The following is a 12,696-nucleotide window of genomic DNA, read 5'->3' as shown; positions in this document are numbered from 1 at the left end:
ATTGGCCACCCCATTCGCGCTGACGGCCCCGGTCCTTGAGGGCGACCTCGTCCGCTTGGAGCCGCTGGAACTTCGTCACACCGCCGACCTGGCGACCGCCGCCGAAGAAGACCGTTCTTCCTACGAGTTCACCTGGGTGCCCGACCAAACAGACATCGACGACTACATCAAGGCCCAACTCGCCCGCGCCGACGCCGGACGCCTCGCCCCCTACGCCCAGATCTCCACCCGGACCGGCCGCGCGGTCGGCGCCACGGCCTACTGGGATCCCCGCCTGCGCCCGGACCGCACCGGCCTCTCCGCGATCGAGATCGGCTTCACCTGGCTCGCGGCCTCGGCCCAGGGCACGGGCATCAACGCCGAGGCCAAGCTGCTGCTGTTCGACCACGCCTTCACGCACTGGACCGTCGACCGCGTCGATCTCAAGACCGACGCCCGCAACCAGCGCTCCCGTGCCGCGATCGCGAGCGTCGGCGCGGGGTTCGAAGGCGTCCTCCGCAACTGGTCCCGCTCCTGGGCCCCCGGCGAGCAGGGCCGCCTGCGCGACTCCGCGATGTACTCGATCATCGCCCCCGAATGGCCGGACCGCCGCGCCCGCCTCCACGAAGGCGTCGCCCGCCACACCGCCACGCGGTGAGCCCGAGAAGAAGCGAGATCTTCGGCGGCGAGGACGGCGGCCGCTTCGCCTTCCCCGCCGTCGGGGACGAGCGGACGATGCTCACCAACACCCTCACCGCACAGCGGGCGACGCTGGAGTTGAAGTGCGCGGGCCTTGGCGCCGAGTCGGCCCGGCGGTCGGTGGAACCCTCGACGCTGTCGCTGCTGGGACTCGTCCGGCACCTGGCGGACGTAGAGCGCCGCTGGTTCCGGACAGTTCTGGCCGGCCATGACACCCCACCCCGCTTCTCATCGGACAACGACCCCGACGGCGAGTTCGACGGCGCCGCCCCGGACGCCGAGGTCATCGCCGGCGCATGGCGGGCCTGGCGGGAGGAGGTGGACTTCTCCAACACCTACATCGCCGAGGCACCCCACCTCGACGTCGAAGGCCACGACCCATGGCGCGGACGGGTCTCGCTGCGCTGGGTCCTCATCCACATGATCGAGGAGTACGCCCGCCACAACGGCCACGCCGACCTCCTCCGCGAACGCCTGGACGGCGCCCGCGGCCTGTGAGGCCCCGCGATATCCGGACGGCCTCGAATTCCCCAGCCGTGCATCCAATACTGCCGAAAGCAGCACGGTGCATCGAATGGGCTCGAATTCTCTTGATCAGCACGGATTGTAGGAAACCGCTTGACGGACAGTCATGGTGTCGGGCAGCTTTTGGCTCCAAGGGCGCACACCCTGGACAGGAGCCTCGATGAATTTCCCCGATGACCGGCTGAAGGACTTCGTCGGCAACTTCCGGACGGCGGTGGCGCCCGATGACCAGAACCGGTCGATCCTTGAGACCAGTCCGCCGCTCTTCATCCTGCGCGTGCCGGAAACGGGGAGCGAGGACGGCAGGCGCCGTGTCATCGAAGCGCTGAAAAGCCTGCTCGACGACAACGGCAAGCGCGTTCCGTACGTTCACCTGACCGTCGCGGGCGCTGCCACGCTGCTTGCCGAGACCGCCGGAAACAAACTGTCGATCGGCGCGCCTGAACACATGACGCCGGACAGGTACCGACACTTCCGTGTCGCCCGAGACCTCGTCGCATACGTCCGGCATAATCCCAATGCCTGGGAAGAGGGGCCGCAGCACGACAATCTGCGTTTGTACGCCGCCAAGCAGCACTCCGAGCGCAGCGGCCTGATGCGCTTCACCAGGATGGAGGCCCCGGACGTCGGCGGTTTCCGAGGCTTTCTGGCGAAAGTCGGCTGGCTGTCGTTCGTGCAGTGGGCACCCCGGCGAGTATGGGCCGGGTGGACCTCCCGCAAGACGCGGAGATGGGTGCGCGAACAGGAGACCAGTGGGTCCGGCGGGAAACTCTTCCGGATGATGGACGTCGAGGGCGCCGGGTGGGCCTCCCAACTGCAGAACAACTCGGAACATCCGGAAGCACTCGGTCAGATCGACCGTCTCCTTTTCAGAGCCCTCCGGGCCGACCTGCGCACGCCGGCGATCGGCGGCCTGCTGCCCGGCCGGCGGCGGCGGACCGCTCGCCCCGTCCTGATCGTGGATCTGCCGCCCTCCGACGAAGAGGGCGTCACGGCCGCCGAGCGCTTCCTGCGCTCGGTCCACCAGACCTGCCCTGACGAACGGCAGCCGGGTCCGCTCGTCATCGCCGTGGGACGGCCGTCCGCCGGCCTGCTGGCCGACCTGGGCGATCCCGCCGAGGTCACCTTCGTACAGGCGGGCCAGCGGTTCTTCGAGCACGGCGGGCCCCCCGCCCTGGCGTCCTTCACCGAGGACTCCATGACCCGGCCGGCCTTCAAACTGCCCACGGTCAAGCCGAAGACGTTCAGGTTCAGCCGAAGGGTCCCGGACACGATCATCGCCTGCCTGGTCGTCCTGGCCGTGATCGCCGCGGGCTTCGCCGTGCTGAGGTACTTCATCTCCGACCACGACTGCGTCGGTGGTGCCGGGTCGGTCGCCGAGTCGGCGCGGGCCGAGCCGATTCCGATCGACTCCAAGGGCTGGTACGACGCGGCCCTCCGGGAGATCGGCGAGCAGAACGCACGGGCCGAGCGGGACGCGGCGAAGGGCAGGACCGTCCGGACGGTGGTGGCGTTCGTGTCCAGCGTCCCGACGGACGAGAACGAGACGCGCTTCGACGGCACGATCCCTGAGCTGCGCGGAATCGCGATGTGGCAGCTGAAGCTGCTCGACGACGCGGTATCGAATGACTCGGCCGTCCCCCTGCGCGTCGAGGTCCGGCCCACCGGACGGGCATTCCAGAACGCGGTGCCGGAGGCGAAGAAGCTCGCCGCGCAGGTGCGTGCCGAGAGCCCGACCAAGAGCGCCAAGGACTACACCAAGGTCGTCGGCGTCCTCGCGTACGCGCAGAGCCGGGACGAGACCCAAGCCGCGCTGCAGGTGCTCGGCGCCGCGAAGATCCCCACGATCGGCACGACGGCGACCGCCGACGAGATGCTGACCGGGAACGCGAGCCTCACCTACTGGCCCTTCACCCCGGCCAACTCGACCGAGGCGCGCATCGAGGCGGACTTCGCGAGCAAGAAGAACATCGTGGCCGGCCATGGTTCCGGCGACGAATGCTCCCCCGCCCGCCACGCCCTGGTCATCGAGAGCTCCACGGATCTCTACAGCCGCAGCCTCGCCGACAAGTTCCGTGCCGAATTCCCCGGGACCGCCGAGGTGTTCAACTTCAACCAGGACAGCGCCTTCGAGCCCGCGCCGTCGATCAGCGCGCCGAACCTGTCCAGCGCGGGCGAACTGGCGCGCCAGTTGTGCAAGGCGCTCAAGGCGAAGCCGAAGTCCGTCGTGTACTGGTCGGCGCGCGCCCGCGACTTCACCGCCTTCATCGAGGCCATGGACACCCAGGGCACCTGTATCGACGACGACATCACCGTCCTCGGCGGCAACGAACTCACGAACGTCGCCCAGACCGGCGCCTACAGCGACAAGAACTGGCTGCGGCTGTACTACTCCGCCCACCGGCTGCCCGCCACGGACTCGCGCGCCAGTATCAAGACCCGCCAGTTCGTCAGCGACTACACCGCGTTCGTGGAAGACACCACGAAGGGCACCGACCCCTGGGTGCAGGACGGCCACTCCGCCGTCTCCTATGACGCCTTCCATGTCCTGTCCCAGGCCATCGACCAGGCGAACGTGCGTGACAAGTCGATCTCCCGCGAGTCCGTCCTCAGCATCCTCGGCGCGGGCGTCACCTTCAACGGCGCCACCGGCTACGTCGTCTACGAACACGGCAACAACGCCCCGCCCGTCGACAAGACACTCGTCCTGCTCCGCCAGCTCGGCGACGCCCCGAAGGCCGTCACCGCATGCGGGGCGTACACGCAGAAGCAGTCAGGCAAGAACCAGAAATCGCCCTGCACCCGCTGAACCTCGCCCGCTTCCGAGCGCACGTCACTTGGGAGGTACCTCGGTGCCGGACGCCGGCGGGCCTCGTCGCGCAATAGCCCCGACCGATGGTCCCAACACGATCATCGGCAGGCTGATGAGCGGCCAGGGCTGGGCCGTCTAGGTGATTGCGGCGCGGAGCTTTTTGGCGGTTAGTTCGTGGGTTATCAGGGCGCCGATGAAGCCCGCGACGAGCAGACCGGCGAACACCTCGCTTCGGATCACGGAAGGGCGCGCCCAGACGTCGATCAATGCGCTGGTGAGCGACACCGTCGCGAGCAGCATGGCCGAGGAGATGTCCCGGCGCAGTCCGCTGCGGTATTCGTCGACCGCAGGCGCCGCGTCCGAGGAGAAGGTGTCGGGCTTGATGATCCAGTAGGCCCGCCCGATCGCTCCGGCCGCGGTGAGGGCGAAGGCCGTGAAGGCGATGAACCATGCGAACGTCACTCTGGAGGGATCGGTCAACCCCGTGACCTTGTGCGCCAGCAGCCCGAAGAGGAGGAACTCGAAGATTCCCAGTGCGAGCGGGATGAGCAGGTCCAGCATCTCCGGGGGTTGTGCGGGGAGCAGGACCGAGCCGATGACGGTGCCCGCGTACGCCACGACGACGGCGAGCAGGCTGGCGACCCAGAGCATCCAGAACGCGGTCTGGTAGTGCTCGTAGTCGCCGGAGGCGCTGAGCAGGTTGGCCGCGGCCAGGCCCGCTATGCCAAGGGCCACGCCGACCAGGGTGTTGTGCAGGTTCAGGTACCTTTCCGAAAGGTACATGTCCATGCGGACGAGGAGTTGATCCTTGCTGATCTTAGGCGCCATGGAATCTTGACGTCACGAGGTGGGGGTGGGTTGTCGTCCTGCCATTGGCTGTCCGGATGTGGACTCACTCGCTGACAATGGCGGAATGGCCAGGGCAGGCCATTCCGCCATTCCGGGTCAGCTGCGGGTGGCGCGGACTCCCAGTTCGGACAGGACGGCCCAGCCGTCGGACTGGCTGATGTCTATCTGGATGGCATCGATCGGGGTGCCGGGGTTCACTCGGAACCAGGTCAGGTCGTCGCCGTAGCGGATGGCGTTGTCGAGGTCGCCGATCGTCCGCCAGGTGCCGTCGGCGCGTACCTTGATCGTTGCTGCTTCTGCGTGGCCGGGCTTGAGGGCTATGCCTGCCTCGGTTACTCGGCGCGGGGCGTCGAAGGTGATGGTGTAGTGGGCGGGTGCGGCGCCGGCCTTCCAGGCGGCGTCGTAGTAGCCGACTACGCCGTCGATCGGGCCTGCGGGGCCAACGTTCGGCTGGTTGGACGCCGTGTACGTGAGGTCGGTGTCGACGGTGAGGCGGCCTGCGGTGTGCAGGGCGGACAGGTCGACGCGGCGGGGGTCGGGGCGGTCGTTCCTGATGGCGACCACGTCGACGAAGTCGCCGATCAACTGGCTCTTCGCCGAGTCGAAGCCGAGTACGAGGACGCGACCGGGGCTGACCTCGGCGACGGCGGGGTTGGCCTGGTCGCCGGTCCCCGAGTCGTACACCAACTCTCGCGGCGCGCCCGTCCAGGACCGGCCGGGGTTCCGGATGACGGCGCCGACGGTGCCGCGCCGATCGGTGAAGTGGCCGGAGAGGTCGCCGTAGGCGAGGAAGACGTCGCCGTTCCGCAGGACCTCGGTGTGGGCCGAGGAGGTCACGAGGTCGATCTCGGACGGGGGCGTCCAGGTGCGACCGCCGTCGCGTGACCGGATTCCTGTGAGTGGACCGCACCCATGGTGGAGGCCGCCGTGCCGATGCGCAGCAGGGCGTGGACCGTTCCGTCCGGCAGGACGGTGAGGACGGGCTCCTGGTAGTGGGTGCCCTGCGCGGACCCGATGAGCGACTCGGTGTCCGCGTGCCAGGACTCGCCGCCGTCCAGGCTGCGCACGACGGTGGCGCGCTGCCAGCGGTCGTCGGGGACGGTGCCGTACAGCGGGATGATCAGCTCACCCGAGGGGAGTTCCTTGATCTGCCCGTGGCTCGCCGCCCAGCCCAGCTCGTAGGTGTCGACGATGTCGGACTCGCCGCTCAGCGAGGTCTCCACCGCGACCGGATCGGACCAGGTGGTGCCGCCGTCGTCGCTGCGCTGGACGAACTCGCCCATCGGTTCCGCGGGCGAGACGGAGTAGTCGATCTGGAACCAGTTCAGCAGGAGCCGGCCGGACCGCAGCTGAGTGATCATCGGGTCGCGGTCGTCGTACGGGGAGTCGTGGACGGCCTCCGGCGACGACCAGGTGCGGCCGCCGTCCTTGCTGGTCAGCATCAGCAGCCGGCCGTCCTGCCCGGTGTGGCCGACGCCCTCGCGGGCCACCGCGACGAGGGATCCGTCGTTCAGCCGCTCCATGTTCGGGAAATGCAGCTTCTTGCCCGGGGCCGCCTGGGCCACGATCACGTCGGGCTTGCCAGGGGTCGTGGGGGCGGACGGGCTCGCGTGCGCCACGGCGCTCGAAAAGCCCAGCGCGAGCAGCGCGCTCAGGCCGATGGCGATACTTCGATGGAATCGCATGGTTCCCGGATACAACACGGAATACCATTCCATGTCAACGGCGTGAACGGCTTTTAATAGCGGGCCTCAATCGGGTGGCGTTCGACGGCTCGGTCACCGTCCACGAAGAAGAGCGCGCTCCACATGTTGGTGGTGCCGCAGGCGTGGTTGGGGATTATGCGGAGCAGGTCGCCCACGCGCAGGTCCGCCGTTCCAGGGCCGGTCAGGTAGCCGTGCTCCTCGTTGCCGGCCTTGAATTCCAGGCCGTCCAGCGGAGTGCCGGACGCGTCGCAGACGATGCCCAGGATCCCGGCGGTCGCGAGGGTGTCGGAGCTCATCGCCTTGATGCCCGCGTCGATGATGGCGGTTCCGGCGCGCTGGGTGCTGGTGACGCGGGCGAGGACGGTCTGCGCGCACTGCTCGACGCGGGCGCTGCCCAGGCCGACCTGGTTCGCGTCGTAGTAGACGTAGGTGCCGGGGCGGGCTTCGGTCACCCCTGCGGCGAACGGCGCCGACGTGGCGCCGGGTGTCGAGCCGACCGAGACCAGCGGGCAGTCGTGGCCGTCGGCGCGCAGTGCTTCGGCGACCTGCACCAGCGTGCGTCCGGCCAGGTCGCCCGCCGCCTCCAGGCCGGCGCGGTCCGAGCCGTGTGCGGCCAGGTGGCCCTCGTGGGTGAGGACGCCCCGCAGCTCCAGGCCGGGGAGGGCGATCAGTGCGGCGGCGGTCGCGACGGCGCGGTCCGGGTCCACGCCCGCTCGGTGCAGGCCGGTGTCCACCTCCAGGACGAAGGGGACCCGGACGCCGGCGGACGCGGCCGCCCGGGAGAGCGGTTCCGCCACCTCCACGGAGTCGAGCGCGATGGTCAGCCCACCGCGGCCCAGCGCTTGGACGGCGAAGGCGACCTTGGCCGGGCCGACCGGCTGGTGCGCCCACAGGACGTCCTCGACACCCGCCTCTTGGAGAAGCTCTACCTCGGCCGGCGTGGCACAGGTGAACCCGATCGCGCCGTGGGCGAGCTGGCGCCGGGCCACGGCCAGGCATTTGGACGTCTTGAAATGCGGGCGCAGCGCGACCCCGGCGGCGGCGATCGCGGCGGACATGGCGGCCAGGTTGGCCTCCATGCGGTCGCGGTCGATGAGGAGCGCGGGCGTCGGCAGCTCGTCCAACGCCGTCATGCGAGGCCCATCTGCGGTCGCGGGTCGCCGTCCAGCAGCCACTCGACGGTCTCCTTCCTGATCTCGGGGAAACCGGACGGGCGCTGCCCGACCATCTCGTGCAGCCCGGCGACGGCCTCGGCGGGCGTCCAGAGCGGGAAGTCGGAGCCGAAGACGAGCCGGTCGACCACGTCCCACTCCTGGGCGCGGGCCAACGCCAGGTAGCCGTCCATCGGACGGGCCCAGACGGCGGACACGTCCGAGTACACGCGCCGGTTCTTGCGCAGCGTCACGATCGTCTCCCGCTGCCACGGGTGCCCGAGGTGCGCGATGATCTGGACGAGGTCAGGGTGCCGCCGCGCCACGTCGTCCACGACCAGCGGGTTGCTGACCGACAGGTCGCCGGCCGGGCTCGGGGTGGCGCCCATGTGCCACAGGACGACCAGCCCCGCGTCGGCCGCCGCCCGGTAGAAGGCGTCGTAGGCGGTGGAGCGCGGGTCGAACAGCGCCAGCACCGGGTACAGCTTGATGCCGCGCAGGCCGCGCGCGACGCCGTCGGCGAGCTGGTCGAGGACGTCGGGGTCGGTGGGGTCGAGCGCCATGAACCCGATCGTCTCCGTGGTGGACTCCGCGCAGAACTCCTCGGTGTAGGCGTTCGGGGTGAGGATCCCGGCGGCGGTCGCACGGATACCGAACACGCACGCGGCGGTCACGTCCGCCATGGCGCGGTCGTAGTCGGCCACGGTGAACTCGTGGGCGCCCTGTCCGTAGACGGGCTTCCAGTGGTCGTCCCACTCGTGGCCCCAGTGCTCGGGCCGCTGGCAGTGGGTGTGGAAGTCGATCAAGCATCCTCCCGGGTGTGGGGCGCGCCGGAGCGCAGGGACGAGTGCAGGTACTCCAGGGCGGCGACGACGTCGGCGTCGGCCGCGAGGTCCGCCGCGGCGGCCTGCAGAAGGTCCAGGTAGCGGGTGCGGCGCTCGTCGTCGAACTCGGCGGACGGCCCGGACACGCTGACGGCGGCGAGGCAGGCGCCGTCCACGTCGACGGGCGCGGCGACGCAGCGCAGGCCGACGCTGCCCTCGTTGTCGTCCAGCGCGTGGCCGCGTTCGGCGGTGGCGCGCAGCTCGTCGGCCAGGGCGCCGACGGTCGTCAGGGTGTGCTCGGTACGGGCCGGGAACGGCTCCGGCGGCAGATGCGGGACGAGGTCGGACGGGTCGAGCCGGGCGAGCAGCATCTTGCCGAGCCCGGTGCAGTAGACGGCGTCGCGGGTGCCGGGCGTGGTGTGGAAGCGGATCGGCCGGTCGGGTTCGCGGACGCACACGTGCAGCACCTCCCGTCCGTCCAGCACGCCGAGGTTGGCGGTCTGACCGGTGGCGTCGGCGACCTTCGCGAGGTGCGCGCCCGCGACCTGGGACAGGTCCAGCCCGGTCAGGTACGCGGTCGACAGGGTCAGGGTCTTGTGGCCGAGACGGTAGGCGGGACGTTCGTCGGCGCGCACCACGTACCCCATCTCCTCCAGGACGGCGAGGAGCCGGACGAGCGTGCTCTTCGGCAGGCCGGTGCCGGTCGAGAAGTCGTTCAGGGTGAGGGTGCCGCCCCGCGCGGCGAGGCGTTCGAGCAGCGCCAGGCCCCGGGCCAGCGCGTTGGCGTGGTAGTTGGCCGCCGCCGGGCGACGGTCGTCCACGTTCGTCCCTCTGGCTCTTTCCATGGGTGCCTCGTCTCGGGTCGGGGGGTCAGGGGATGCGGAGGATCTCGCCGGGGCGGGCGCCGCCGTGCGCACCGTCCTCGACCACGGCGCGGCCGGCCACGACGACCGCGCGGATTCCCTCCGGATACCGCTGGGGTGCTGCGAACGTAGCCCGATCGGCGATGCGGGCGGGGTCGAAAACGACGATGTCCGCGGCCGCCCCTGGACGCAGCGTCCCGCGCCCCGCGAGGCCGGCCCGCTCGGCGGCGGCGGACGTGCATTTGCGGACGGCGTCGGCCAGCCCGATCCGCCCCGTCCGGACATATTCGGCGAACAGCCGCGGATAGCAGCCGAACGAGCGGGGATGCGGCGTGCCCTGCCCGGTGGGGCCGTCCGGGTCGAGGGCCTGCCCGTCCGAGCCGATCACGGCGGCGGGATGCGTGAGCGCGTCGGCGAGGTCGCGTTCGCTGCGCCCGCCCGCCACCATCTGGACGCCGTTGCCGTGCTCGGCGACGAGGTCGAGCGCGAGGTCCCGCGGGTCGGCGGCCAGCTCGGTCAGAGCCCGGCCGCCGACGGCGATGTCGTCCCAGGAGTTGGGCATGTCGCGCCACTCGTCCCGGATGCGGGCGCGGACGTCGGGCTCGGTGAGCCGCGCCCGCATCGGCCCCTCGCCGCCTTCCTGCGCCCACGCGGGCAGGAGCTGCGACAGCGGCGCGTTCCCGGCCAGGTACGGGTAGACGTCGAGGGCGACGTCCAGCCCGGCGTCCCGTGCGGCGTCGATCAGCTCCAGTGCCCGCGCGACCGAGCCGTGGTTGCGCCGCCCGACCGCGACCAGGTGCGAGATCTGGGTGCGGCAGCCGGTCGCCGCCGCCACCCGCAGCGCCTGCCGGACGGAGTCGAGCAGCCCGTCGGCGTAGTCGCGGACGTGCCACGCGAACAGCTTTCCGTGCGCGGCGGCGGTGCGGCCGAGCGCCTCCAGCTCGTCCTCGCGGGCGTAGCAGACCGGCGCGTAGACCAGCCCGGTGGAGACGCCGGCGGCACCCGCGCCGAGCGCGTCGCCGAGCAGTCCCCGCATCCGGTCGAGCGCGACGGCGTCGGCCGGACGGTCACCGAACCCGACGGCCGCCGCCCGCAACGGCGTGTGCGCGACGAGCGCCGCCACGTTCACCGAAGGACGCGCGGCGTCGAGCGCGGACAGATAGCCGGGCAGGTCATTCCACTCCCACCGGACGGAAGGGTCCAGATCCAGGTAGCCGGCGGCGGCCCGCAAGGCGCCCGGATCGGCGGCGACCGGTGTCACGCCGAGACCGCAGTTGCCGACCACGACGGTCGTGACGCCCTGCCGCACGGCGCTCTGTGCCTCGGGCCCCGACAGGAGCGTCAGGTCCGAATGGGTGTGGACGTCCACGAACCCCGGAGCCACGACATGGCCGGACGCGTCCATCGTCCGCACCGCGGAAAGCCCGGCCAGGCCGCCGACCTCCACGACCTGCCCGCCCTCAACGGCGACGTCGGCGCGGCGGGGCTCGGCCCCGGTGCCGTCGACGAGCGTCCCGCCGCTGATGAGCAGATCGATCATGACGCCGTGCGCACCCGGAACGTGGCCTGCACCTCGACCGGGCTCCCGGTCGGCAGCGCGGCGACGCCCAGCGCCACCCGCGCGTGCCGCCCGGCGTCGTCCCCGAACACCTCGGTGAACAGGGCCGTCGCCGCATCGGCGACGAGATGCTGGTCGGTGAACCCCGGCGCGGACGCCACCCAGACCGACACCGTCTCGACCTGCTCCACAGCGTCCAAGGCCAACTCGCCTTGGACGGCGGTGAGCACGTTCCGCGCACACTGCCACGCGCAGGAACGGGCGACGTCGAGCGACACGTCCTCCCCCACGCGCCCTTCGGCGAGGAGCTTCCCGTCCCGCGCCGCGACCTGCCCGGAGGCGATCAATACGTCCCCGGACCGCCGAACCGCGGCAACGGACGGCCGCTCCCCCGCAGGCTCCGGCTCCACGGGCGAAGCGGCCAAGCGCTGGTCAGCATCGTGCACGATCTCTCCTTCAGTTCAGGCGGTGGCGAACACGCCGACGGTCTCGACGGAACAACCCGCAAGTCGCAGATGCACGGGTGGAACGACCACACGCAGATCTACGTCATGCACGGATGTCCCCTTCCCAGTCAGGCGGTGGTCAGGACGTCGGCGGGCTCGGCGAAGTGGCAGGCGGCCGGGTGGCCGACGCCTTCGTGCTCCACGAGCGGCGGGGTCTCGGTCGCGCAGATGTCCTGGGCCTTCCAGCAGCGGGTGCGGAAGCGGCAGCCGGACGGCGGGTCGATCGGGCTGGGCACGTCCCCGGTCAGCATGATCCGCTCGTGGCCGCCCGGACGCGAGCGCGGGACGGCCGACAGCAGCGCCTGCGTGTACGGGTGCGACGGGGTCCGAAAGATCTCGTCGCGGGTGCCGCGCTCCACGATCGTGCCGAGGTACATGACGGCGATCTCGTGCGAGACGTGCCGCACCACCGACAGGTCGTGGGAGATGAACAGGTAGGCGACGCCGAGCTCGCGCTGCAGTTCGCGCAGGGTGTTGACGACCTGGGCTTGGATCGACACGTCCAGCGCGCTGACGGGCTCGTCCAGGACGAGGACCTTCGGGCCGAGGGCGAGCGCGCGGGCGATGCCGATGCGCTGCCGCTGCCCGCCGGAGAACTCGTGCGCGTACCGGCGGGCGTGCGAGGGGGCGAGCCGGACCATGTCGAGCAGTTCGGCGACCCGCTCCGGGCCGCCGTCTTCGTAGCGGCCCTGCACGCGCAGCGGCTCGGCGATGATGTCGTGGACGGTCATCCGCGGCGACAGCGACGCGTACGGGTCCTGGAACACCAGTTGCAGGTCGCGGCGCAGGGCGCGCAGGTCGGCGCCGCGGACGCGGGTGACGTCCCGTCCGGCGACGACGATCTGGCCGGCGGTGGGTTCCAGGAGCCGGACGACCATGCGTCCCGTGGTCGTCTTGCCGCAGCCCGATTCGCCGACCAGGCCGAGGGTGCGGCCGGCGCGCAGGGAGAAGTCGACGCCGTCGACCGCGTGGACGCTGCCGGTCCGCAGGCGCAGGGGTCCCGACCGCACGGGGAAGTGCTTGGCGAGGCCGGTGACGCCGAGGACCTCGTCCGGTTTCGCCAGGTCAAGCTTGGTCATCGGTCTCCTCCTCCGCCAGCTCGTCATGGAAGTGGCAGGCGCTCGCACGCCCCGCACCTGTCTCCGTGTGGGGGGACGACCCCCCACGCCCCCCGGCAACCGCGCTGAGCTGGGTCAACTCGGGACGTTCCACGCGGCACCGGTC

The 12,696-nt window shown here is 70.9% G+C and carries 12 protein-coding genes; 3 read left to right on the top strand and 9 right to left on the bottom strand.

Annotated elements, in window-relative coordinates; translation table 11 throughout:
• Position 1 precedes the first annotated feature (1 nt).
• From E1293_RS18845 to E1293_RS18835, 3 genes are all read left to right on the top strand, one after another.
• Entirely contained in the window at positions 2-637 is a 636-nt protein-coding gene (locus tag E1293_RS18845; RefSeq protein ID WP_132198737.1) for a GNAT family N-acetyltransferase, read from the top strand.
• The gene (locus E1293_RS18840; protein ID WP_243716324.1) at positions 634-1,176 is read left to right on the top strand and encodes a DinB family protein; all 543 of its coding nucleotides are present in this window, start codon (positions 634-636) and stop codon (positions 1,174-1,176) included. The genes E1293_RS18845 and E1293_RS18840 overlap by 4 nt, the downstream gene beginning before the upstream one ends.
• A gap of 187 nt (positions 1,177-1,363) precedes the next feature.
• Positions 1,364-4,012, top strand: coding sequence for a type 1 periplasmic-binding domain-containing protein (locus E1293_RS18835; protein ID WP_132198735.1), 2,649 nt, complete (start codon positions 1,364-1,366; stop codon positions 4,010-4,012).
• Between the two features lie 138 nt (positions 4,013-4,150).
• Here E1293_RS18835 and E1293_RS18830 read toward each other — a convergent pair whose 3' ends face one another.
• From E1293_RS18830 to E1293_RS18790, 9 genes are all read right to left on the bottom strand, one after another.
• Entirely contained in the window at positions 4,151-4,843 is a 693-nt protein-coding gene (locus E1293_RS18830; RefSeq protein ID WP_132198734.1) for a hypothetical protein, read from the bottom strand.
• Positions 4,844-4,960: 117 nt separating this feature from the next.
• On the bottom strand, positions 4,961-5,701 hold the full coding sequence (locus tag E1293_RS18825) for a hypothetical protein (protein ID WP_132198733.1): 741 nt from the start codon (positions 5,699-5,701) through the stop codon (positions 4,961-4,963).
• Positions 5,698-6,549 carry a sialidase family protein gene (locus tag E1293_RS18820; protein ID WP_165978282.1) on the bottom strand — a complete coding sequence of 284 codons (852 nt, stop codon included), beginning with the start codon at positions 6,547-6,549 and terminating at the stop codon, positions 5,698-5,700. The genes E1293_RS18825 and E1293_RS18820 overlap by 4 nt, the downstream gene beginning before the upstream one ends.
• Before the next feature lie 53 nt (positions 6,550-6,602).
• Positions 6,603-7,703 carry an alanine racemase gene (locus tag E1293_RS18815; protein WP_132198731.1) on the bottom strand — a complete coding sequence of 367 codons (1,101 nt, stop codon included), beginning with the start codon at positions 7,701-7,703 and terminating at the stop codon, positions 6,603-6,605.
• A complete protein-coding gene (locus E1293_RS47520) occupies positions 7,700-8,527 on the bottom strand; it encodes an amidohydrolase family protein (RefSeq protein WP_165978281.1) in 828 nt (275 codons plus the stop codon). Before E1293_RS47520 ends, E1293_RS18815 begins: the two co-directional genes overlap by 4 nt.
• The gene (locus E1293_RS18805) at positions 8,524-9,390 is read right to left on the bottom strand and encodes an IclR family transcriptional regulator (protein ID WP_132198729.1); all 867 of its coding nucleotides are present in this window, start codon (positions 9,388-9,390) and stop codon (positions 8,524-8,526) included. The genes E1293_RS47520 and E1293_RS18805 overlap by 4 nt, the downstream gene beginning before the upstream one ends.
• A 25-nt stretch (positions 9,391-9,415) precedes the next feature.
• Positions 9,416-10,948 (bottom strand): N-acyl-D-amino-acid deacylase family protein, encoded by a 1,533-nt coding sequence (locus tag E1293_RS18800; RefSeq protein WP_132198728.1) that lies wholly within the window; start codon positions 10,946-10,948, stop codon positions 9,416-9,418.
• Positions 10,945-11,412, bottom strand: coding sequence for a RidA family protein (locus E1293_RS18795; RefSeq protein ID WP_165978280.1), 468 nt, complete (start codon positions 11,410-11,412; stop codon positions 10,945-10,947). Before E1293_RS18795 ends, E1293_RS18800 begins: the two co-directional genes overlap by 4 nt.
• Positions 11,413-11,540: 128 nt before the next feature.
• Complete coding sequence (locus tag E1293_RS18790) at positions 11,541-12,551, bottom strand: ABC transporter ATP-binding protein (RefSeq protein ID WP_207938928.1); 1,011 nt, start codon at positions 12,549-12,551, stop codon at positions 11,541-11,543.
• Between the last annotated feature and the right edge of the window lie 145 nt (positions 12,552-12,696).

Source organism: Actinomadura darangshiensis, assembly GCF_004349235.1.
Taxonomy (GTDB): domain Bacteria; phylum Actinomycetota; class Actinomycetes; order Streptosporangiales; family Streptosporangiaceae; genus Spirillospora; species Spirillospora darangshiensis.
Note: the sequence above shows the minus strand (reverse complement) of the source record. Positions and strands in the feature narration are given on the sequence as shown.

What these genes read in the sequence shown, in the direction of transcription:
- E1293_RS18835 (WP_132198735.1), top strand. Translation starts at nt 1,364, where the DNA reads ATGAATTTCCCCGATGACCGGCTGAAGGACTTCGTCGGCAACTTCCGG.
- E1293_RS18830 (WP_132198734.1), bottom strand. Translation starts at nt 4,843, where the DNA reads ATGGCGCCTAAGATCAGCAAGGATCAACTCCTCGTCCGCATGGACATG.
- E1293_RS18820 (WP_165978282.1), bottom strand. Translation starts at nt 6,549, where the DNA reads ATGCGATTCCATCGAAGTATCGCCATCGGCCTGAGCGCGCTGCTCGCG.
- E1293_RS18815 (WP_132198731.1), bottom strand. Translation starts at nt 7,703, where the DNA reads ATGACGGCGTTGGACGAGCTGCCGACGCCCGCGCTCCTCATCGACCGC.
- E1293_RS18805 (WP_132198729.1), bottom strand. Translation starts at nt 9,390, where the DNA reads ATGGAAAGAGCCAGAGGGACGAACGTGGACGACCGTCGCCCGGCGGCG.
- E1293_RS18800 (WP_132198728.1), bottom strand. Translation starts at nt 10,948, where the DNA reads ATGATCGATCTGCTCATCAGCGGCGGGACGCTCGTCGACGGCACCGGG.
- E1293_RS18790 (WP_207938928.1), bottom strand. Translation starts at nt 12,551, where the DNA reads ATGACCAAGCTTGACCTGGCGAAACCGGACGAGGTCCTCGGCGTCACC.